This is a genomic window from Ruegeria sp. CH5, from assembly GCF_056537025.1.
The window spans coordinates 1-22,031 of the sequence record NZ_JBQFQT010000002.1 but is presented as its reverse complement, the minus strand read 5'-3'; the positions used below and the strand labels follow the sequence as shown (position 1 = coordinate 22,031).

General features: G+C 61.5%; 16 protein-coding genes and 1 tRNA gene. 8 read left to right on the top strand and 9 right to left on the bottom strand.

The features are described from left to right. Positions 1-3: 3 nt before the first annotated feature. From ACR0JC_RS07470 to speB, 5 genes are all read left to right on the top strand, one after another. The gene (locus tag ACR0JC_RS07470) at positions 4-1,092 is read left to right on the top strand and encodes a DUF1513 domain-containing protein (RefSeq protein WP_170340143.1); all 1,089 of its coding nucleotides are present in this window, start codon (positions 4-6) and stop codon (positions 1,090-1,092) included. Positions 1,093-1,191: 99 nt separating this feature from the next. Next, positions 1,192-3,081, top strand: coding sequence for a biosynthetic arginine decarboxylase (gene speA, locus ACR0JC_RS07465; protein ID WP_170340141.1), 1,890 nt, complete (start codon positions 1,192-1,194; stop codon positions 3,079-3,081). 23 nt (positions 3,082-3,104) lie between these two features. Continuing rightward, on the top strand, positions 3,105-4,316 hold the full coding sequence (locus tag ACR0JC_RS07460) for a saccharopine dehydrogenase family protein (RefSeq protein WP_170340139.1): 1,212 nt from the start codon (positions 3,105-3,107) through the stop codon (positions 4,314-4,316). A 128-nt stretch (positions 4,317-4,444) separates the two neighbouring features. Further along, complete coding sequence (nspC, locus tag ACR0JC_RS07455) at positions 4,445-5,614, top strand: carboxynorspermidine decarboxylase (protein ID WP_170340137.1); 1,170 nt, start codon at positions 4,445-4,447, stop codon at positions 5,612-5,614. Then, the gene (gene speB / locus ACR0JC_RS07450; protein ID WP_170340135.1) at positions 5,611-6,453 is read left to right on the top strand and encodes an agmatinase; all 843 of its coding nucleotides are present in this window, start codon (positions 5,611-5,613) and stop codon (positions 6,451-6,453) included. The genes nspC and speB overlap by 4 nt, the downstream gene beginning before the upstream one ends. Here speB and ACR0JC_RS07445 read toward each other — a convergent pair. Further along, on the bottom strand, positions 6,450-7,040 hold the full coding sequence (locus ACR0JC_RS07445; protein ID WP_170340133.1) for an HD domain-containing protein: 591 nt from the start codon (positions 7,038-7,040) through the stop codon (positions 6,450-6,452). The genes speB and ACR0JC_RS07445 overlap by 4 nt on opposite strands. Positions 7,041-7,144: 104 nt before the next feature. Between ACR0JC_RS07445 and ACR0JC_RS07440 the strand changes: the two genes are divergently transcribed. Next, entirely contained in the window at positions 7,145-7,981 is an 837-nt protein-coding gene (locus ACR0JC_RS07440) for a LysR family transcriptional regulator (protein WP_170340131.1), read from the top strand. A 2-nt stretch (positions 7,982-7,983) separates the two neighbouring features. Here the strand turns inward: ACR0JC_RS07440 and lptF are convergent, their stop codons facing one another. From lptF to ACR0JC_RS07400, 8 genes are all read right to left on the bottom strand, one after another. Next, positions 7,984-9,123 (bottom strand): LPS export ABC transporter permease LptF, encoded by a 1,140-nt coding sequence (lptF, locus tag ACR0JC_RS07435; protein WP_170340129.1) that lies wholly within the window; start codon positions 9,121-9,123, stop codon positions 7,984-7,986. Positions 9,124-9,174: 51 nt separating this feature from the next. After that, positions 9,175-10,614: a flavin-dependent monooxygenase QhpG gene (gene qhpG, locus ACR0JC_RS07430; RefSeq protein ID WP_170340127.1), complete on the bottom strand. Its 1,440-nt coding sequence runs from the start codon at positions 10,612-10,614 to the stop codon at positions 9,175-9,177. Positions 10,615-10,625: 11 nt separating this feature from the next. Continuing rightward, entirely contained in the window at positions 10,626-11,933 is a 1,308-nt protein-coding gene (locus ACR0JC_RS07425) for a radical SAM/SPASM domain-containing protein (RefSeq protein WP_170340125.1), read from the bottom strand. Further along, on the bottom strand, positions 11,930-13,687 hold the full coding sequence (locus tag ACR0JC_RS07420; protein ID WP_170340123.1) for a ferritin-like domain-containing protein: 1,758 nt from the start codon (positions 13,685-13,687) through the stop codon (positions 11,930-11,932). Before ACR0JC_RS07420 ends, ACR0JC_RS07425 begins: the two co-directional genes overlap by 4 nt. Further along, positions 13,680-15,380, bottom strand: coding sequence for a hypothetical protein (locus ACR0JC_RS07415; RefSeq protein WP_170340121.1), 1,701 nt, complete (start codon positions 15,378-15,380; stop codon positions 13,680-13,682). The genes ACR0JC_RS07420 and ACR0JC_RS07415 overlap by 8 nt, the downstream gene beginning before the upstream one ends. A 44-nt stretch (positions 15,381-15,424) precedes the next feature. Further along, complete coding sequence (locus ACR0JC_RS07410; protein ID WP_170340119.1) at positions 15,425-16,984, bottom strand: FAD-binding oxidoreductase; 1,560 nt, start codon at positions 16,982-16,984, stop codon at positions 15,425-15,427. A 122-nt stretch (positions 16,985-17,106) separates the two neighbouring features. Beyond that, positions 17,107-20,421 carry an adenylate/guanylate cyclase domain-containing protein gene (locus ACR0JC_RS07405; RefSeq protein ID WP_170340117.1) on the bottom strand — a complete coding sequence of 1,105 codons (3,315 nt, stop codon included), beginning with the start codon at positions 20,419-20,421 and terminating at the stop codon, positions 17,107-17,109. Positions 20,422-20,625: 204 nt separating this feature from the next. After that, positions 20,626-20,701 (bottom strand) — tRNA-Trp (locus ACR0JC_RS07400). A 144-nt stretch (positions 20,702-20,845) separates the two neighbouring features. Between ACR0JC_RS07400 and ACR0JC_RS07395 the strand changes: the two genes are divergently transcribed. Further along, complete coding sequence (locus ACR0JC_RS07395; protein ID WP_170340115.1) at positions 20,846-21,550, top strand: lysophospholipid acyltransferase family protein; 705 nt, start codon at positions 20,846-20,848, stop codon at positions 21,548-21,550. A gap of 105 nt (positions 21,551-21,655) precedes the next feature. Next, a partial coding sequence (locus ACR0JC_RS07390; protein WP_480763643.1) for a hypothetical protein occupies positions 21,656-22,031 on the top strand: 376 nt, incomplete at its 3' end.

Here is a 22,031-nt window from a genome sequence, read left to right as displayed (position 1 = left end):
CCCATGACTAGCCGCCGAGGATTCCTGGCCGGTTTGGCAGCGGCCACTCTTGCCCCCCTGCCGGGCTGGGCTGAGGTCGGTTCGCCCGATTTCCTGTCGGCTGCGCTGTTCGACGATGGGTCGTACCGCCTGGTCGGGCTGACCGGTTCAGGAGAGTTTCGGTTCTCGGTCCCCCTGCCCGGCCGCGGGCATGCCGCCGCCGCCCATCCCCATCTGGCGCGGGCCGTTGCATTCGCGCGCCGTCCGGGGCGATTTGCGCTTGTGATCGATTGCGCGACCGGGGACCAGCTGACCCGGCTCGAGGCGCCGGCCGGGCGTCATTTCTATGGCCACGGCGCATTTTCGCCCGACGGCCGCCGGTTGTTCACCACCGAAAACGACTATGAGGCTGGCACCGGGGTCATCGGCGTCTGGGACGCGGCCGAGGGCTATGCCCGAATGGGCGAGTTTTCTTCGGCGGGGGTCGGCCCCCATGACGTAGTGTTGATGCCCGACGGCAAATCTCTTGCCATCGCCAACGGCGGCATCGAAACCCACCCGGATACCGGGCGCAGCAAGTTGAACCTGCCGACCATGCGCCCGAACCTGACCTATGTCAGCCTCGACGGATCGGTTCTGGAGCAGGTCGAGCTGCCCGCGGCGCTGCACAAAAACTCGATCCGGCATCTGGCCGTTCGTGCGGATGGCCTGCTGGCCTTCGCGATGCAGTGGCAGGGCGACCTGTCCCACAAGCCGGCCCTGCTGGGGCTGAATCGGCGGGGTGGCCGTTACCACCTTCTGTCCGCGCCGGATGACATTCAGGCGACGCTGGCCGGCTATGCAGGCAGTGTCGCCTTTTCCGCCGAGGGGCGTCAGGTCGCCATCACCTGCCCACGCGGCAACGCGCTGCACGTCTTTGATGCCGAGGCAGCTCGTTTTGACAGCGCCCATTCGCTCGGCGACGTGTGCGGGTTGGGCCCCGGGCCATCCGGCTTTGTCTTTACCACCGGGCATGGCGATGTGGGGCATCTGGTTGGGTCAAACCCGGCGGTATCGCCCCATCCTCGGGTCCGTTGGGACAACCATCTGGTTCCCATTCGCCCTGCGATCTGAATTGGGCTAACCTCCGATACAGATTACACTTGGAAGAATCGAACGGCTGCCGTATTGGCGGGCGAAATTTCCACGCCTGCAACGCAAGGACTGACTTGATTGAAACAAACGCCCGTCGCACCGCATTCCATCTACGGGGTTGAAAAATGGGGCAAGGGTCTCATCGAGGTGACGGAGGACGGCGAGATCAGTCTGCGCAATCCCATGGCACCCGATGCGGCGGCCATCAGCCTGCCCGGTATTCTGCACGACCTTGATCAGCGCGGGATCAAGGCGCCGATGATCCTGCGCATCAGCTCGTATCTGGAACGCGAGATCGCGCATATCAACGAAAGCTTCCGCGATGCGATCGCGCGTACTGGCTACAAGGGGTCCTATCGCGGCGTATTCCCGATCAAGGTGAACCAGCAGGCGCAGGTCGTCGACCGGATCGTCGAATTCGGCAAGCAATACAATTACGGGCTCGAGGCCGGATCGAAGCCCGAGCTGGTAATCGCACTGGCGCACCGTCTTGCCCCCGAGGCGCTGATCGTGTGCAACGGCGTCAAGGACGCGGAATTCATCGAACTGGCCATCCTCAGCCGCAAGATCGGGTTCAACACGGTCATCGTTCTGGAAAGCCCGAAAGAGGCCGACACGGTCATCGAGGTCTACGAACGGCTGGGCATCGAACCACTGCTGGGCGTGCGGGTGAAACTGACCAACCAGATCAGCGGCAAATGGCAGGAAAGCTCGGGGGATCGGTCGACCTTCGGCATGAACACCGATCAGCTGGTCGCGGTCGTCGACAAGCTGCGCGATGCCGGCCTGCTGCATTGCCTGAAGCTGCAGCATTCGCATCTGGGCAGCCAGGTGCCCGACGTGAACGACGTACGCCGCGCCGTGGGCGAGGCCTGCCGTTATTACACCGAACTGACCCGCGAGGGCGTGCCGCTGACGCACCTGGATCTGGGCGGCGGCATGGGCGTCGATTACACGGGCGAGAAGAAGGCGACCGAGAACTCGATCAACTACACGGTCGAGGAATACTGCGCCAATGTGGTGGAAACCGTGGCCTATGCCATGGACGAGGCCGAAGTGGACCACCCCACGCTGGTGACCGAGAGTGGCCGCGCGGTGGTGGCGACCTCGTCGATGCTGGTGTTCAACGTGCTGGAAAGCACGCTCTATGACGCGCCCAACGGCCCCGAGGTGGAAACCGGCGACCACCACCTCGTGTCAGATCTGGCGGCGGTGAACGGTTATCTCAGCCAAGACCGCCTGCAGGAATGCTGGAACGACGCCACCTTCTACCGCAACGAGCTGCGCGCCCTGTTCCGCCGCGGTTACGTGGACCTGCGCCAGATGGCCCGGGCCGAGCGCATCTACCTGTCGCTGATGGCGCGGATCAAGGCGCTGGCGGCCTCGGACGATGTCGAAACCGATGTGGACGACCAGTTGGAAAAGCTGGCCGACATCTATCACTGCAACTTTTCGCTGTTCCAGTCGCTGCCCGATGTCTGGGCGATCGACCAGCTGCACCCGATCGTGCCGCTGCAGATGCTGGACCAGGCCCCCGACCGCCGCGCGGTACTGTCCGACATCACCTGCGACAGCGACGGCAAGATCGACCGGTTCATTCTGGCCGACGGCGTCTCGCCCAGCCTGCCGGTGCATTCCCTGCCCGAAGATCGCGATTATTACATGGGCGTGTTCTTCGTCGGCGCCTACCAGGAAACCCTTGGCGACCTGCACAACCTGTTCGGCGACACGAACGTGGTCACCATAGACCTGCGCGCCGATGGCGGGTTCGACCTGCTGCATGAGCAAGAGGGCGACACGATCAGCGAAGTCCTGTCCTATGTCGAGTTCGACCCAAGCGACTGCATCGCTGCCTTCCGCAAGATGGTCGACGAGGCGATCTCGACCGGCACACTCAAGGCGAATGAACGCAAAACCCTGATGACTGCCTATCGCGACAGCATCAACGGCTATACCTACTACGAATAACCCCGGCGAAAGGAGAATTTCCCATGGGCAAGACACTGGTTGTTGGCGCAGGTGGCGTCAGCCACGCCGCCGTGCACAAAATGGCGATGAATTCCGACATCTTCACCGAGATCACGCTGGCCAGCCGCACCAAGGCGAAATGCGATGCCATCGCCAAATCGGTCAAGGAGCGCACCGGCGTCGACATCAAGACTGCCGAGCTTGACGCCTACAAGGTCGCCGACACCGTCAAGCTGATCAAGGACACCGGGGCCGAGCTTCTGGTGAACCTTGCCTTGCCCTATCAGGACCTTGTGCTGATGGATGCCTGCCTCGAGGCCGGGTGCCACTATCTCGACACCGCCAACTACGAGCCCGAGGACGAAGCCAAGTTCGAATATCACTGGCAATGGGCCTATCAGGACAAGTTCAAGCAGGCCGGCCTGACCGCGATCCTCGGCTCGGGCTTCGATCCCGGCGTGACCAGCGTCTTTGCCAAGTGGCTCAAGAAACACAAGCTGGACTCGATCCGCCAGATCGACGTGCTGGACGCCAATGGCGGCCAGAACGATCAGGAATTCGCCACCAACTTCAACCCCGAGATCAACCTGCGCGAAGTGCTGGCCGACGCCCGCCACTGGGAAGGCGGCGAGTGGAAAGTGACGCCTGCCATGACCCACAAGGTCGAGTTCGACTTCCCCGGCATCGGCCCGAAGAACATGTACCTGATGTATCACGAGGAGCTGGAGTCGCTCTCGACCCACTTCCCCGAGATCGAGCGCGCCCGCTTCTGGATGACCTTCGGCGATGCCTACATCACCCATGCCAAGGTGCTGCAGAATGTCGGCATGACCCGCATCGACCCGGTGGTGCACAACGGGGTCGAGATCATCCCGATCCAGTTCCTGAAGACCCTGCTGCCCGATCCCGGCGATCTGGGTGCCGAAACCAAAGGCAAGGCCTGCATCGGCGACATCGCCACCGGCCAGGCCAAGGACGGCTCGGGCGAGAAAACGTACTACATCTACAACATCTGCGACCACGAGGAATGCTACCGCGAGGTCGGCAGCCAGGCCGTCAGCTACACCACCGGCGTCCCCGCCATGATCGGCGCGGCTCAGGTACTGAAGGGCAACTGGCGCGAGCCGGGCGTGTGGAACATGGAACAGCTGGACCCGGATGACTTCATGGACATGCTCAACAAGCACGGCCTGCCCTGGCAGGTCCACGAACTCGACGGCCCGGTCGAGTTCTGAACCCTCGGGGCGGTCCGCGCGACCGCCCTACTTCATCTGGCCCAAAATATCCGGGGGGGCGCCATTGGTCCGAGCGACAATGGAGACGGGCGGCGCCCCCGGCCTCTAGAGTTCAGGAGACGCTGGTTATGTCCGACATGATGACCACACAAGCCGGCGACGCCGGAGCCTTCCGCACCTTCGACCTCAATCGCGTTCCTACGCCTTGCTTCGTCGTCGACGAAAAAGCGGTCGAGCGAAACCTAGCGGTTCTGGCCGATATCGGAGAGCGGTCCGGCGCGCATATCCTGTCGGCGCTCAAGGCATTCTCGATGTTCGCGCTGGCCCCGCTGGTGCGCCAGTACTTGGGCGGCACCTGCGCCAGCGGCATCTACGAGGCCCGGCTGGGCCGCGAGGAATATGGCGGCGAGGTCGCAACCTTCTGCGCGGGCTACAAGGATTCCGACATTGACGAAATCTTGGCGCTTTCGGATCACATCATCTTCAACAGTCCGGCGCAGAAAGACCGCTTTCTGGCCGAGGCACAAGCCGCCGGGCGGCAGGTCGGGCTGCGCATCAACCCCGAACACTCCGAAGGCGAGGTTGCGAAATACGACCCCTGCGCCCCGTGCTCGCGCCTCGGCACCCCGGTCAGCCAACTAGACGCCAAGGCGCTGGAGGGCGTGGATGGCCTGCACATGCACACGCTCTGCGAACAGGGGTTCGAGCCGCTGGCGCGCACATGGGCGGCGATCGAACCGAAGCTCGCGCCATTCCTGAACAGCCTGAAATGGCTGAATTTCGGCGGCGGCCACCACATCACCCGCAACGACTATGACCGCGACGGGCTGGTGGAGTTTGTCAAACACATCCGCGCCAAATACGGCGTCGAGGTCTATCTGGAACCCGGCGAAGCCGTGGCACTGGACGCGGGCATCCTGGTGGGTGAAATACTCGACCTGCCGCACAACGGCATGGATCTGGCGATCACCGACATCTCGGCCACCTGCCACATGCCCGACGTGATCGAGGCCCCCTACCGCCCCGCCCTGATGGACGAAGCCGAAACCGGCCACACCTATCGCCTGGGCGGCCCCTCGTGCCTGGCGGGAGACGTGATCGGCGACTACATTTGGGCCGAGCCGCTGCGGATCGGGCAGCGCTTCGCCTTTCTCGATCAGGCGCATTACTCGATGGTCAAGACCAACACGTTCAACGGCGTGCCCCTGCCCACCATCGCCCTGTGGAACAGCGAAACCGATGACCTGAAGATCATCAGGGAATTCGGCTACGACGACTTCAAAGAGAGGCTTTCATGAGCATTTTCCTCGACAGCGAACTGACCGAGGCCGAACGCAGCGAAGACGCCCGGTTCCGTGTCATCCCGGTGCCGTTGGAACGGACGGTCTCCTACGGTTCGGGTACTGCAGGCGGCCCCGCCGCGATCATCGCAGCCAGCAATGAACTCGAACGCATTACTGGACATTCCGAACCCTGTGTCGATGGCATCTTCACCGAACCTTCGCTGGATTGCACCGGCCCGCTGCCGGACGTCATGGAGCGTCTGGCCCAGCGCACCGAGGCCGCGATCCGCGCCGGCACGGTGCCGGTCACGCTGGGCGGTGAACACTCGCTGAGCTATGGCGCGGTGATGGGCGTGGCCCGCGCATTGGGTCAGCCCCTCGGCATCGTGCAGATCGACGCCCATGCCGATCTGCGCAACGCCTATCAGGGCGAGAAACACAGCCACGCCTCGGTCATGCATCTGCTGGCCGAGGAAGGCGTCCGTCTGGCGCAATTCGGCGTACGCGCCTTCTCGACCGAAGAAGCCAAAAGCCGTCTGAGGAACCGTGTCTTCCATGTGGATGCCGAAGAGCTGGTCACCGGCAACATTCATGCCGTCGACCTGCCCGAGGACTTTCCCGAACTGGTCTATGTCAGCTTTGACGTCGACGGGCTGGACCCGTCATTGATGCCCGCAACCGGCACGCCGGTTCCGGGCGGGCTGGGATACTATCAGGCGCTGCATCTGGTCGAACACGCCTTGAAAGGCCGCCGCTGCGTGGGCTTCGACGTGGTCGAACTGGCCCCGGACGGCAACGCGGCGTGGGATTTCACCACGGCACAGATCGTCTATCGCCTGATGGCCTCCTGCTAGTCCTCGGCGGTTTCGTTGAGTTCCATGTGCCCCTCGCCCTTGTTCAACACGCGGCGCAGCATGGGCTCGAAGAACTCCAGCGGCCTGGTCGGATAGTCCGGGTCGAACGCCTTTTGATCGTATTCGTGGCAGAAATAGCGGCAGTCCTCCCAATAGGGGCTGTCGCGGTATTTGTCCCGCGCGTTGCGGTCTCCACCCAGATGGTGGTTGTAGTAATAGCCCTGGAACACGCAGTGATGTTTCAGGATCCAATGGGTGCGTTCGCTGACATAGGGCTTCATCATCGCCGCTGACAGCTCACCGTGGTTGTAGGGTGACAGGATGTCCCCGGTGTCATGGATCAGAGCAGCCACGACCAGTTCCTCATCCGCGCCATCCTCGTAGGCCCGCGTCGCGGCCTGCAGGCTGTGCTGATACCGGTTGACCGGATAGGGTGTCCATTCCTCGTCCAAGGACCGGATCGCGTCCAGAATCCGGTCGGGCAAAGCCGCGTTATAGGCCTCTTCATATTCCATGACGGCGTCCCAATCCGCCTTGGTGGCCTCTTCGAAACTGGTCCAGGTGGGTTTGCGGCTTTTGTCCAGCATGGCAGGTCCTTTGGCTGCGGGTCACTGCCAGACTAGCCGCGACCAGCCAATAGAAAAAATGAATTGATTTTATCACGTCGATCAAAAAATAGTCTCACATGCAGATGCGTGAGCTCGAAACGTTTTTATGCGTGGCGGAAACCGGTGGGTTCCATGCTGCGGCCCGACGGATGAACGTGACACAGACGGCTGTCAGTGCACGGATCCGCCAGCTTGAGGCCGCCACGGGCAAAGCCCTGTTTTCACGTGGTGCCGGCGGTACCAGCCTCACCGACTTCGGGGCGCAGTTCAAACCCTATGCCGAACAGATGCTGTCGCTTTGGTCCTTCGCCTCGCAGGACCTGCCGGCCCAAAGTCAGGGTCGTGTGGCCCTTCGCCTGGGCGCTCAGCTCAGCATCTGGGACCCGCTTCTGGTCGATCTGGCCATCCGGTTCGAGCAGAGGTTTGGCAAACTTCTGTTGACGCTCAACTATGACCACACGCTGAACATGGCCGAGGCCGTTGCTTCGCACGTTCTGGACGTGGCCTTGACACATGAGAGGCCATCGCGGTCCGGGGTTTCGTGCCAGGACTTGCCGCCCGAGCACTTGATCCTTGTCGAGACGCCCCATCTGGCTGAGTCCGGTACCGATCCTGTTTTCATCAATCTCGAACTTGGTGAAGGCTATCAGGAGCATGTACGCGGTCTTGCCCGGCTGTCTGCTGGGCAAACCGTGTTTCTGGGCAATTGCATGATGGCACTACGCTATATCCTGCAACGCGGCGGGCGCGGTTTTTTCCCGCACAGCGTTATCGCCCCGCACCTTGAGAATGGCGCGCTGCGCATGGTCGAGGAAGCCGCACCGCTAATTCTACCGGTCCACTTGGTCTCGCGCGCAGAGGACGACCACCAAAAATTGTTGGGTGAATTACACCAGTGCCTGTCAGAGCTGCGGGGCTGACCTCAGGCTGGGGATGGCGCGGGTGCGGCAGTTCTTACCCGCCGGCGGATGATCGGTCTTCCGGCGAAAGCCAGGAACACGGCCGATATTGCGAACCCGACAACAGCCGGACCATAGAGCAGCGGCCAAAGCTTCGCATCCTTGATCACCACCGGAGATACGAACCCACGCACGCCTTCCAACAAGACAAGAATCGTGAATGCCGCGAATATCTGAGGCCAAAGGCCGAACCGGGAAAAACTGCCCAGCATCAGCGTCGAATACCCAACCAGCGCCACAGTGATGCAGATCGCGATCCAGGAAAACCGCTGGTGCAGCTCTTCCACCAATTCCCCCAACGGGTAGCCATCCGCCGCGGCGACAGCGTCAAGATCGCCCAACAACTCGATCGTCGGAATCGCCTCAAGACTGCGGCGTCCATTGTCGGTGCTTCGGGACAGCTCCGAAATGTCGTATGATGCGTCGTCGAAAAGGGTCGACGACAGCGTCTTGCCTTCCTTGTTCAGCCGCAGTGCAACCCCATCCACCATGACCAGATGAACGCCGGATCCGTTGTTCACCAGATAGGCGGACGTGCTGGAGTATGTGGCGGGGTTTTCCTGATCGCGACGGTCGGACACGAACACCTCGTGCAATGTGCCATCCAGATCAATCCGACCGATATAGACGGTCACGCCCCGAGCCGGGTGCATGAACTCCCCTTCCTTGAGCAACTGCGCGGTGATGTCACCTGCCACCTCAGCCTGGCGCAATTCCAGCTGTTCTACGGATGCGGGCCGCAGAATGACGCTGACGATCGCCATCATTAGCCCCGCCACCAGGCCAAACAACAACACCGCTCGGCCCAGCCGCCATGGGCTGGACCCGGTGGCCAGCATCACGGTCAGCTCGCTTTCCCGGCTCAGCCGGTTGGTGGCATAGACTGCGGCGGCAAAGACCGCCATCGGCATGACCGTTCGGACAAGCGTCGGCAGTGTCAGCGCCGTGAATTCCAGAAACACCATAGCCGACTGGCCGCCACTGATGACGTGTTCGAACAGGCTGACCGAGCGGGTGATCCAGAACACGCCCACCAGAACAAGCGTGAAAAAGCCGAAAAGAACCAATAGCTGCCGCAGGAAATACCCATCAAAGCGCGACATGTGACCTCTTTCGGCTGTTTTATCCTGGCGGGACATTAGGCCATTCGCCAGTCAAGGGGAACCGCGATTGCGCCACAGCTCACCGGCCGGCACAAGGATTTTGGTGTGCCACAGCCACCGCAGGACCTGTGCCGCCGAGGTGGGTCCGATGCGGCTCGACCATCGCTGCAGAATATCGGGCACAGAGCGTGGGTCGCGCAGATCGGATATCAACGGCGCCAGCTCGGCCCCCGCCAGCGAGTGGACCGCGCGCGGCAGATTGGGGTGGGTCAGAATCTCTGACCGCACAACATACGCGTCGCCTTGCACACCGCCCTGTATCAGCTTCGCCTCCGGCGACCGGCGAAGCACCTCGCCCTTGGACAGCTCCGCATTCTGCAGGTCTGCAGGCGGGCGGCGAAGCCAGTCCAGCGGCCGCGCGCGCTGGCTCCAGAACGGCCCAGAGGAGACCTCGTGGTGACGTGCATAGAATGCCGCCGCCAGTTCGGCGTGGGTTTCGACGCGTTCGCGCTGTCGTTCCGAATAGAACCCCAGCGCGATGTTGGTGTCGCTGGGCCGAGTCAGAAGCGTGTTTGCAACCACTGCGGCCTGCATGGCCTGCGCCATAGCCAGTTGCACCCCTTGCGATGACAGCGCATCTACCGAGAAACTCGCTTCGCCCACGCGCAGCAGATCATCGGCGGGCGGGGTCAATTCACATTGGCTGCTGGCATCACACCGGCGCACCGGGCCCATTCGCGCCTGCTCCAGACAGCCGGCCAGAAGAGTCGATCGTGCTAGAAGGTTCAGATACAGATCACGCCGGGCCGCCGGCGACAAACCAGTGCAATCCGACGGGTCAATGAAAATGCAAGCGTTGACCGTACCATCCGGCTGTGCTGCGCCCCAGTACCAATGGGCATCACCAGCCTCCACGCGGGCCTGCGCGCCAAAACCCGGAGGGGCTTGCCAATAGGCATAGAGCGCCATCAATGGCGCTGAGGCCGGGCGGAATCTCCGGCCCAGTCCCGCATGCTTGCCCGCCGCATCCACCAAAAGGTCAGCGCGCAGCCGGCTTTTTCCCTGCGCCGTCAGGACCGGAACCTCCCAACCGGCGCCGGTGCGCCGTGGTCGATAGGCGCGTGCTGGTTGCAACACACGAACACCCGACTGGCGTGCAGCGTCCAGCAGGATGGCATCAAACTGGCCGCGATCCACCAGAAGGCCCGGATCGTCAACTGGTTCACCCCGCCTTTCAAACGTCCCGCCCCACATAAGGACGGAACCCGACGATTGCAGGAATCCCGCAGCTTTCATCGCCTCGTCCACACCCAGAAACCGCAGAATGGGCCAGATGGAGGAAGGAAGTGACTCGCCGATGTGTGGGCGTGGGAAGATGGCGCGTTCCAGCAGACAGACCCGTCGCCCCAGCTGTGCCAGCCGCATCGCTGTCACGGCCCCGGCCGGGCCACCGCCGATCACGCAGATCTCGGCTTCAATCTCGGCCGCCATCCGCTGCGCCCTCAGGCCGAACGGCGGGCAGCGTCGCCGAAGAAATCCGGGCGGGCAGCCGACAGCCTGACATAGGCCTGCAGGCAATAATCCAGCCAGCCGCGGATATAATCACATGCCGGGCGGCCACGATGAATGACCTCGTGATGGCAACCGCCACCGCACATGTACCGTGCCCAACAGGTGTTGCACGGCGATTGGTTGTGCACGTGGCGCTCGGCCAGCCAGGCTTCTCGCCGCGCATCCGGGCCGTCATGGACATTGCCCATCGCGGCCAAGTCATCCTCGACGAAGCGGTGGCAGGCGAACAGATCGCCATCCGCCGAAACCCCGAAATATCCGCCACCGGCTCCGCAAGCGTAGGGCCGGTGCGTGCCACGGTGGATCTCGTGCATTGCGGCGGCCATGTTCGAGAAGGGAAAGCGGCGGCCCTGCAGCACTGCGTCTTCGAAAACGCGTCCGCAGCGGATCATCTGCGAAAGCATTTCGGCCATGTCCTTGCTGCTCATTTCTTCGCGCCCGGTTGGCGAAGCCAGCATGGGTGAGAACCCGACCGAGTGGAAACCCATGCCTATGAAATGGCTCAGGGTCTCAGGCAACTCGAGGTTGCGCGGTGTCACGGTGACCCGAGCGCCCACCTGCATGCGATGCTGTTTGTCCAGCAACGGCAGCACCTTGCGCAGAATGGTGTCGTAGCTGCCGCGCCCACCCTGGTTGGGGCGCAACCGGTCATGTGCCTTGCCAACGCCATCCAGACTGATGGTGACGGCAAAGGCGTGGTCTTCGAAAAACTCAGCGTCTTCCGGGCGCAGCAACGTGCCATTCGTCGTGATCGAAAATCCCACATCCACTTTGTTGCGTTGCGCGTGTTCAGCAGCATAAACCGTCGTTTTTCGGATCAGGTTGCGATTGATCAACGGCTCGCCTCCCAGGAAGGCAAGATTGATCCGGGTGCCGGGTTCCGAGTCCATGATCAGCCGATCGACCGAGGCTTTCGCGACCTCCCATTCCATACTGCGGGCAGGACCACCAAAGCTGCCCTGCGAGGCATAGCAATAGGTGCACGCCAAGTTGCATTTCTGCGCGACCGCCAGCGACAAAGACCTGACCGGCATGCGACGCGGCGGCGCGTCGTCAATGAACGGCACACCATCAAGACCCATCTGCGTCAGAAACTCTCGCTGACTTTCGGCGGCCATACGGGCGAAGTGATCCGCCGTTCCTTCGGCCACATCGAACACGCGCGAGCCATCTACGGCGAGCATGTGCTCGCCCAATGTCGTTTCGAAAAAATGCACCTCGGCAGATGGGTCGGTCATGTCTCGACCTCGGGCCAGAACGGGATACCGACACCCTTTTCCGCCAAGGCTTCACCGGCGACCCGGAAGCTTTTCATCGTGTCGCGCACCTGCTGGATATACTTCTGCGCTTCGGTAAATCGGTTCTGAGCCTCGTTTTGATAGGCCTGTTCGAGCCCATCGGTGATGCGGCGGAACAGATCCAGTGCCTCTTTCGCCTGCGTTTCCGAGCCCACTTGGATCGGGCGCAGATAGGCAGGTGTGCCGCGGCCCGTTTGGTATTTGGCCAGAACGTCCTTCATCTGGCGGAACCGCAGAAAATGCTCGTCGCCGTCGGTGTCGATCCGCACGGCCAAAGCATACAGACGCCGATCGGTGAACGCCTTGTGTTCCAGTGTCGCCACGCACTGGGCATAAGCACGGTCGATGAACCCGTCGGGGCGTTCGATCTCGATGAAGTCGTCGATGGCCTCAGGCGTCAAAGGGCGCAACGACCGTGGGATGATCCGCTTGGGTCCGATGGGCAGGGCAAGCGCGGGCGTCAGCACCGGTTCGTAATCCTTGCCCTGCAACGACCACAGCAACTGGTTTGCCCAGCGCATGTGGGTCATCTCGCCGATCGCAACTTCAAGCAGGGCGCGCCGCGCAAAGATCAGATCATCCTTCAGCGTTGGCCAGCGCTCGGAACCGGCGGTTTCGGGATCGGCCAGCGAAAAATAGGCATAGAGGTATTGCAGGCTGAGCGTCATCTCCATCGGCGCCAGACGGGTCTGCAGGTCCTGGACCATCGCCGCTACGCTTTCATACGGTTCGACACCGGGCAGGTCCGTGTCGGCCTCGTAGACTTCGCCGGTCTCGCGTCCCTCGACGACGATCGGCAGGTCGCTCCACATCTGGTTGACCTCGTAGTGGTCAATCTGGAACGGGCGGTTCTGTTCGACGGTATTCAACGCCGCCACATTGCCCGAGGGCGATTTGTCCGAACGCAGCCAATCCAGATAGGTTTCGGCCACGACCGGATCGTCGGGCGCACCAGTCGGCAGGCGGGTGTCATGCGGTACTTCGGCAGTGACCACATCCGGGTGGTTTGATGGCCAGTAGTGGCAGCCGCAATCCCGAAAGTCATGCGACCAGGGATTGCACAGGCTTTGGGTCAGCTCTCCGGGGTCGTAGGCCGTATCGAACACGCCGGCTTCGGTGCGGTACTGCCGGCGGTATCCGTGCAGGACGACCGGCGGTGCGTCGACGACACCGTCGTGATTGCGCCGCTCCAGTGCGATGGTCACCGGATGGTCGTCGCCGCATTCAAGGCTGCGGATGAACCGCCAGACCAGCATGCCGTCGTAGGGATTGCCCTTGTCATCACGGAACGAGATACGTCGCCCGCCTTGTTCGACCCAGGCCAGAAACCACCGGCCGCTGGACAGCTCGGCGCCGATGTCACCACGATAGGCGTCCAGCAAATCCTGCACCCAAGGTGCCGAACTGTCATCGGGCAACATCGGGTCATAGAAATAGTCGACATAGACCAGATGAAACCCTTGCGCGTTTTCGGGTGCTTCCGGAACCGGGTTCAGCGGGACACGTACGGCATTGAAAACCAATCCCGGAAAGAACCGGCGATCGAGGTCGCGTACGTCCATTTCCAGCCCCGGAAAACAATTGCCGACCGACCCGTCCAGCCGGGTGTTGTCAGGGTTGCCGGGCACCTTGTAGGCCGCACGGGCCGTCAGGTTGCGGGGTTTGATGCGGATCGGCGCTGGTTTGTCAGACATCCCGAGGCTCTCCTACCGGTTCGGTTTCGGGCGCGGGCGGGTGCGCCTCGAGGTAATCGATGAAAGACATCACCAGGTGGTACTGCCGCCGTGACAACGAGAGCGGAAAATAGTTTGAATCCCGCATGTAAGGCGGCATGCGGGCGTCGTGCATCATGTCGCGCACGATCCGTGGGTCGCGGAAGGCAGGATCGGGTGTCTGGTCAGGGTTCGGGTCCTCTTCGAACTGGGCCAGAACGCCAAAGGGCGGGCGCATCAATCGCCGCACGAAATCAGGCCTGCGGCGCAGAAAGTCCAAAAGGTTTTCCTCATCGATCAACTGCTCATGCACAAACTTGGTGGCGACCGTATAGGGCAGCTGTTCATTCGGGACCGAGTTCGAGAAAACCGACACCGGCTGTGGGCGGATCAACTCATCGATCTTGTCGAGAGGCACCGCGTCCTTTTCCGTCATCGATGCCGCATCGGTAGACGGCAGGCCCGGTGTGGGTGCGATATTGGTCTGCGCCTGAAGAGAGGCATTGTCCTTGAGGCCCTGTGCCCGGATGTCATCCAGATTGATCAGGCTGTTGGTCTCGAACGCCCTTCGGAAGATGTCGACCACTTCGGTTTTTGCATCAACATAGTTTTCGGCGGTGACCGAGATCAACGACATGTCGCGATCCGCCAGATCGTCTTCGAGGCTGTAGAAAGGCCGGCAATCCGGTGCGAAATCCGGCGGTCCGGTGAAGATGCGCGCCCGGGCGACCAAACGCTGACCGCGAACAGCCAGCGTGGCCTCGATCGTTCCATCACACGTGTCGTCAACCACCCCCCAGGACTGATCGTTGCCGACCCGGGCACCATCATAACTGTCATGCGGTTCAGGATCGTCAGACAACCCCGACATCATGATCCATTTCGACCAGGGCGTGTCCGGGTTAAGGATGCGGTTCTGCGCCGGCACGATCTCATGAATCCGGCCATATTCCGATTTGGGCGGGTCATTCTTGTATCCCGGCACAGCAAGGGTTGCAGGGCCGAAGGCGGCATCGGGCGGGCCGTATACTTCGCCCTTGGGCGGAGTGAACCGCAAACGCAGAAGACTGCGGTCCACCATCTCGCCGGGCACCGGCTCGTCCGTCCCGTGGACCGGGCGGACAACCCGCACCGAGCCCAGCGGGATCGGGTTGTGTTCATAGACCAGCGGCTGCTGTTCCGACGTGTGCGGACTGAAGGCCAGCACGGGTTTGGGAGTAAAATCCTCGGCCGCGATCTCGACCCGGGCGCGAAACCCGCAGGCTGCATCTCCGGTGCGACGGGCGGCTTTCTGGTTGCCTACAGCGACCGTGTAGCGGATGTTCTTCAGCGACAGCCCCTGCCCTTCAAGAAGGTTCAGAGTCACAGGAGTTTCATAGGCCTCGCCGGTTTCAGCATCGAACATCCGCGCCCACAGTTCAAAGAACGGCGCGACCGGGCGCAGGGCGCCGGTGCCTTCATCCCGAAATCGGATCTTCCGCGGGTCCGGCAGGTAGGCCGAGACACTCCCATCTTCGTTTTCCCGCAAAGTCACGTTCGAGCGTATGGCCGTCTTGTTGTTGCCATGCGCGTCCAGATCCTGCTGCCATTCGTAGCTTTCCAAAGGGGTCTCGCCCGGACCAAGCCTGGCAACGGCCATCGGCGGCAGAAAGAAGATTTCCTGTATCGTGTCCATGCCGGGCCCTCTCCAGTTTGGCAATGCCGGTCCGCAACCCGTTTTCAGGGGTACGAATAGCTTTGATAGGTGATCGTCGGGTCCGAGAAGAACGGAGTCGACTTGTCCCGAATGATGTCCGGCGGCGCTTCGTCCGGAACCGGAGAAATACTCTGCTGGTAGTGAAAGAAGTTATGGGGGTCGAATTTCTGCTTCACGAACATAAGTGAGTTGAAGTTGTCGCCCCAATACAGCCAACGATAGTTCAACTGAGTGCGCCGCGGATAATTCTGATAACAGCGGTCGATGAAGAACCCCTCGTCCGTCATCATCTGCATGAACCCATCCAGCCACGGGACCACGACGTCTTTCTCATCCTCGGACAACCAGAACACGTCAACGTAGAAATTCATCGACACGTCGCGGTGAATGAAGGCGTTTCCCTGTTTGCCAACCGGCATTCGGTTGATCGCCCCGCCATACGGCTCGATCGCCACCGCCCCGTAGGCGTTTGGCGTGCTGTCCAGATAATCGACGACCCTTTGCCATTCATCTTGCGACAACTGGCGGGCGATATACCCGCCCTGTTTGTCTTCGCGGGCTTGGTCCGGGACCACCGGGATGTCGTATTTCTCGTCATACAGCCAGGAATTGATCTGCTGGTAGGTTCCTGTCTTGCTGTTTTCCATGTGGCCGCCAATGGGTTCGTCCAGCAGCGGCTGAAGGACCCGGCGCCCTTCGTCTTCGGGCCCGTGATATAGGGCCGAGACCAAAAGAACCTTCTGGTCTCCTTGATACGCAAGAAAGATGTAGGCCCCAAATTTGTCCGAGAGACCGTCCTTCATGTAGTTGGCCTGCAGAAACTCCAAAGCCCTGGCAGCCCTGTCCAGCGGCCATTTGATATGAACGCCCCAAACTTCGTACAGGTTGTGCAGCTTGAACCGGATTTCCAGAAGCACCCCGAAATTGTTGCCGGTGCCTCCCCGGATCGCCCAGAAAAGATCGGGGTTGGTCGTGTCATCCGCGATCACGATACTGCCATCCCACAGCATCACCGTCACGCCCAGGACATTGTCGCAGGCCATTCCGAACAGGCGCGACGTGAACCCGTATCCTCCGCCCATCATGAATCCGGCCACGCAGACATCCTGACACGCGCCACCCGGCACATGCAGATGATAGGAATCCAGCACCGAGTTCAGGACTTTGAACGGGGTACCGGGGCCGACATAGGCCATCGGGGTATCTGGATCGACCGTCACGTAACACATCCTGCTGGTATCCAGCACCATCGCATTGTTGACCGAGTACCCCGCCGTACTGTGCCGGCCCGATCGGCTGACCACCCACAGATCATGGGCCCGCGCGAAGGCCAGACTGGCCCGCACGTCCTGAATGGTTTCGCAATAGACAATGATTTCCGGGTAGTCCTGAAAGGCCGGGTTCCAAAGTTGGCGATCCGTGTTGTAGTTCGGGTCCGTCGGCAAAACGACCGATCCAACCAGGCCTTTTTCAAACTCCCGTATCTGCTCGGGCGTAATCGGATGATAGCGCTGCAGCGACAGGTCCGTTCGGCTGGAAGCGACGCGATCCTTGGCCAGAATGTTCTTGCTTATCTTGCGCATGATGGACGCTCCCTTGGCATAACATGCAGAACGCGCAGGGAAAAACACTGCGCGCACGTTTTACGGTCTTTCCATCAACCCATTTCTGCCCGTCCCAAGCTGGCAGAAAGCTTCCGTACCGGTCAAGAGATCGTTTCAAGCAATGCCCGGGCTTCAAGCAATTCCGGGATGTCGGCCTTTGGGTCGAAACGATCCAAGGCATCCGACAGCCATGGCCCCGGCTTCCCCACGGTTTTGGAAACGTGGCGCGTCAGCGCCACGGCTGCGCGCAGTTCGAACAGGCTGGCCCCGCATTTGCGCGCCTCGGACACCGCCTGTTTGAGCATCGGTTCGGGATCTTTCCGCTCATGATCGTCAAGCAACGAGCGGACCCTGAAAACCTCGGCATCGGCCCAGCCTTCGTCGGTATCTTTGCGCCATAGTTCAGCCTGCGTCAGCGCCTGCTTGGCGGCCTTGAGCCCCCCGGCACGCACCAGAAGTTCCGCGATCAGCGACAGAAAGAAGCTTTTGTAGTTTCCGGCGCCACTGGACCACCAGTCATCCGACGCCTGCCGTAGGGCCGCGATGTGCTCGGCGTCCGGGGTCCGGTGCGCACGCGCCCAACCGAGCCACATGCGGGCCGTGATCGACATGAAGGCCAATCTGTGCTCGCGAGAGATCTCCTCCAGCGGTGCGACGGTCGCGATCAGTGCGTCGATATCACGGTGCAACAGATGGACCATGCACGTATAGGTCAGGACCTGGGCTACGCTGTGCGCGTGTTGCAATTCATTGGCCCAGTCCAAAGCCTGCGCCTGAACCTTTCGCGCACGGGCCGGCTCACCCATCAGGCTGTAACAGACCCCCAGGAAGCCAGCTGTGATGGCCGCATGGTCGGTGCCATAGACATAGGCCAGCTTCCCATGTGTTTTGAAATCGTAAAGGGTCCAGGCCTGCTCCAGGTGCGCCCGGGCATCCGTCAGATTGCCGATGTGCAGTTGTACGGCCCCCATGGCGCGGTGCCCTACCATCCGGTGCTCGGTCCGGCCGCTGACTTCGGCCAGGTCCAGGATCTGGTCCGCCACCTCACCGGCCAGGCGGTACTCGGCCCGAACAAGGTGAAACGCATAAAGCCCATTGAGAACCGGGAACAGGCGTTCCGTCTCGCGTGCCCGACGGCACAGCTCACGCAGCCGGCCATAGGCCTCGCCTGTCGCTTCGCCTGCAATCCCGTCAGTCGAGCGCAAGACACCGGCCCGAAGCACTTGCAGGTCAATCTCGCGCAAGTCGCGGTCGCGGCTTTTCGGCAGGTCTGAGACAAGACCGAGCGCCTTGGACAAATGGGTCAGTGCTTCGGACAGGGCCGACCGCTCGATCGCTCTCTGACCGGCGTTTTGCCAATGAGTAACGGCCTCTTCGGGGCGATTTGCCAGCGTATAGTGCTGGGCCAGAACTTCGGGCTGGGTCTGTGCAAGATAGGGTTGCTGGTCCAGCAATACACCCGCAGCCTGGTCGTGCAGGACCTGCCGCTCGGATCGCAGAAGGCTGTCATAGGCCATGTCCCGGATCAGGGCATGGCGAAACAGGTATTCGTCCTCGGCCCCGTCCGGTGGCCGCTGGATGATGCCCGCCATGGCCAATTGTTCCAGGCTGGCCTGCATCGACGCCGTCGGCAGCATGGAGACCGCCGCGACCAGAGCCACCGAAAAGCGTCGCCCGAACACGGCGCCGGTCTGCGCCACGTCCTTTGCCATACCCAGGCGGTCGAGGCGCTCCATCAGCGAATCCTTGAGCGTGCTGGGTACCGACAGCGACGGCAGCGGACCGCGCAGGACATAGCCATCCTCGGTCAGCCGCAACTGGCCGGATTCCAGAAGGCCGCGCGTCACCTCCTGTACAAAGAGCGGGATCCCATCGGTCTTGGCGGCAATCAGGTCGCAGACCGGTCCCGGCAAAGGCTTGCCCCCCGCGACATCCGTGACGATTTCCGCCACCTCGGCATTCGACAATCGGGTCAGGGGGATGTGCAACGTGTTGTGGTGGTGCCCCCAGCTGGGGTCGAACCCCTGCCGGGCCGTGACCACGATAAGAACCGGCAGGTCACGGATCCGCTCGATTACCCTATCCGTCAGCGAAAGCGTGGTCGGGTCCACCCAATGCGCGTCTTCGAACAGCAACAGAACGGGTTTGCTTCGGGCCATCGACACCAATTGCTGCGTTACGGCTTCCAGCGTCTTTTCCAACTTGACCTGCGGCGGCAGGTCCAAAGGCCCCAATGCATCATCGGCATCGATGCTCAACAGATCCGCAATAAGGCGCTGTTGTTCGGACGTCAGATACCGAAGCAGCGGCAGAAGCTTGTCCAGCTTTTGGGCGTCCGTATCCGCCGGCGCGAACCCGGCTGAACGTTCCAGTTGCTGCACGATCGGATACAGGGCACTGCTTGAGTGCAGCGGCGAACATTGGAAATTCAGACGCAGAATATCCTGCCCCTGCAACTCGTGCGCCAACCCTTCGATCAGCCGCGACTTTCCGATCCCCGCCTCACCTGAGATCAGAACGGATTGACCCGCCCCGTGACTGGCTTCGTTCCACTTGGCACACAGCTTGCGAAACTCAGAGCTGCGACCGATCAGTCGGCCGGAACCCGCTTCGGGATTGATCTCGAACCGCCGTTCGATCCGTGCGGTACCCTCCACGGTCCAGGCCTGAATCTCGTCCGCAAACCCCTTCAGAACATGCCTGCCTGAATCCTTCAGCCGGAAAGCGCCACCGATCAGGCGGCGCGTCGAGGGGCTGATGATCAGCGAATTTGGTTCGGCCAGACCCTGCAGGCGGGCGGCCAGATTCGGGGTCCGCCCCATGACCACGTCGTTTTCCCGCAACCCGTCCCCATAGATGGTGCCGACCACCACAAGTCCCGTGGCGATTCCGATCCGCGCCTGCAGCTCTTCCTTTCGGTCGATCGCGGGCAGTTCGTCCAAAATCTGCAACCCGGCCTCGATCGCGCGCGAGGCCGCATCCTCCTGCGCGTGCGGATAGCCGAAATAGATCATCGCACCATCCCCCATGAAACAGGCAATGTGACCACCGAATTTCGAGACGGCGGTTGTGCAAGTCTCTTTGAATCGCCGCACCAGCTCGCCCAGGTCTTCCGGATCCAGGCGCTCGGACATTGCCGTCGAGCCGACGAGATCAACGAACATGACCGTCAATTGCCGGCGCTCGGCCACGATTTTGCCCTGTCGGCGGGTGTGCACGGCGTCACCGGCCGTGTCCTGGGCAAAACGCGCGGTTGCGGCAAGCAGGCGACGCCGGGGACCCAGCGGTAGCCCGAGATCGATCAGATCATGCTCGGACAGATGAACGAGGTCGGACAAGGCCACTTCTGCCGCAGCGAAGGCGGGTGCGTATTTGGACAGCCCCAACTTCTCCAGAAAAGCGGCGATATCCGTCATTTCTCCCCCAACGGCCTGTCCAACGCCGGTTTGTTTTGGCACGGTCCAACCCGCGCAGATCGCGCGTCGAAAACCGTGGCCCGTTCATTATCCAACTGACTGAACAGCCTTTTCGTTCTTTACCCGCACGTCAAGAGGTTTGGCGCACCAAACCGGCGCAGCACGGTTGACCGTGGAGGCAGCATTGCTGAATTGTTTGGAGAATGGCAGGGGCAGCAGGGTTCGAACCCGCGACCTACGGTTTTGGAGACCGTCGCTCTACCAACTGAGCTATACCCCTGTGGTGCGCCATCAGATATGCCAGCGGCGCGACGGACTCAAGAGGCTTTTTCAGTTTCTCGGACACATATGCAATCGACAAAGAAGTTGCGTGCGTCGTGCAGTTCTATAAGACAAGGTTCGGCCCACCGAGAGGAAATTACCCTTGAGCCTTCGCAAGAAGATTGCCGACAGCGAGACAACCCTGAACTGGGCCGCGCGCCGCATCGCCAGCTACATCAGGATGGTCCATCGCAACACCAAATGGCAGCGGATCGGCTATGATGAGTTGGACAAGCTCGCGGAACAGGGCGAGCCGGTCATCGTCGTGCTGTGGCACCAGCGGCTGGTCCAGTCGCCCTATTTCTTTCCGCTGGACAAAGGGCGCATCTGCTCGATCACATCGGCCGCGCGCGCCGGCAGCATGGTGGGCCGGGTGCAGAAACTCTTCGGCATGGACACCATCGCCATGTCCAGCCACAAGCGTCACGTGGCCCTGTCGCGTGAAGTGTTGGGCAAGATGAAACAGGGGATCTCGATCGGCATAGCTGCCGACGGTCCGCGCGGCCCGGAACGGGTGTGCTCGACCGTCCCGCTGGTCTGGGCGCGCAGCTCGGGCAAACGCATTTTTGGCATCACCTATTCGGCCCGCCATGGCCGTGAGGCCGGCACCTGGGACCGGCTGCTGCTGCCACGCCCTTGGCTCAACGAAGGCGTCTTTCTGTGCCGCGAATGGACTGAGACCGTACCCCGCAAGGCCACGGACGAGCAGATCGAGCAACTGCGCCAAAGCCTCGAGAAGCACATGAATGATATCACCGCCGAGGCGGATCGTATGGTCGGTCGCACTCCTTGGGAACCAAAGCTCTAATCAGCCCGCCTGCTTTCCGCCAAAGTCACCGCGCAAGGCGCCGGTTTGCTTGCCCCCAAACCTTCTGCGTTCCCGACAAAAATCGCTGACGGTGCAGTCGACTTCGTGACCATCGTCGCTGAGAATGGCCTCGCGCATATCTTCAAGGTCCTTGTTGTGAAGGATTTGCGCCCCGTAATTCAGAAACTCAAAGCCAAACATCGCGTCCTCCTGCTGGTCGGGCATTCTGCCGAGCGTGCACAGGTCGCTGCCGGCGTTGCACATCAGGTAGACATTCAGCTTCTGGAGCAGATGGGCGGAAGGTTAAGATTTCTCAAGCCGAGGGTCGGGGGCACCATCAAATCGAAAACACTGGCCGACTTGGAACAGTCTGATCTGCTTCCCAATAAGAAAAGGCCGCCCCGGATTGGGACGGCCTTCTTTGGTTTCTCACCGAGTTGCTTTCGGCTGGCTTCGCTTTGGAAAACCGCCTGCCGCAACC

Bases quoted from the DNA above. Each gene is read 5' to 3' on its own strand.
- ACR0JC_RS07470 (WP_170340143.1), top strand. From the start codon at position 4: ATGACTAGCCGCCGAGGATTCCTGGCCGGTTTGGCAGCGGCCACTCTT.
- ACR0JC_RS07460 (WP_170340139.1), top strand. From the start codon at position 3,105: ATGGGCAAGACACTGGTTGTTGGCGCAGGTGGCGTCAGCCACGCCGCC.
- nspC (WP_170340137.1), top strand. From the start codon at position 4,445: ATGTCCGACATGATGACCACACAAGCCGGCGACGCCGGAGCCTTCCGC.
- speB (WP_170340135.1), top strand. From the start codon at position 5,611: ATGAGCATTTTCCTCGACAGCGAACTGACCGAGGCCGAACGCAGCGAA.
- ACR0JC_RS07445 (WP_170340133.1), bottom strand. From the start codon at position 7,040: ATGCTGGACAAAAGCCGCAAACCCACCTGGACCAGTTTCGAAGAGGCC.
- ACR0JC_RS07440 (WP_170340131.1), top strand. From the start codon at position 7,145: ATGCGTGAGCTCGAAACGTTTTTATGCGTGGCGGAAACCGGTGGGTTC.
- lptF (WP_170340129.1), bottom strand. From the start codon at position 9,123: ATGTCGCGCTTTGATGGGTATTTCCTGCGGCAGCTATTGGTTCTTTTC.
- qhpG (WP_170340127.1), bottom strand. From the start codon at position 10,614: ATGGCGGCCGAGATTGAAGCCGAGATCTGCGTGATCGGCGGTGGCCCG.
- ACR0JC_RS07425 (WP_170340125.1), bottom strand. From the start codon at position 11,933: ATGACCGACCCATCTGCCGAGGTGCATTTTTTCGAAACGACATTGGGC.
- ACR0JC_RS07420 (WP_170340123.1), bottom strand. From the start codon at position 13,687: ATGTCTGACAAACCAGCGCCGATCCGCATCAAACCCCGCAACCTGACG.
- ACR0JC_RS07415 (WP_170340121.1), bottom strand. From the start codon at position 15,380: ATGGACACGATACAGGAAATCTTCTTTCTGCCGCCGATGGCCGTTGCC.
- ACR0JC_RS07410 (WP_170340119.1), bottom strand. From the start codon at position 16,984: ATGCGCAAGATAAGCAAGAACATTCTGGCCAAGGATCGCGTCGCTTCC.
- ACR0JC_RS07405 (WP_170340117.1), bottom strand. From the start codon at position 20,421: ATGACGGATATCGCCGCTTTTCTGGAGAAGTTGGGGCTGTCCAAATAC.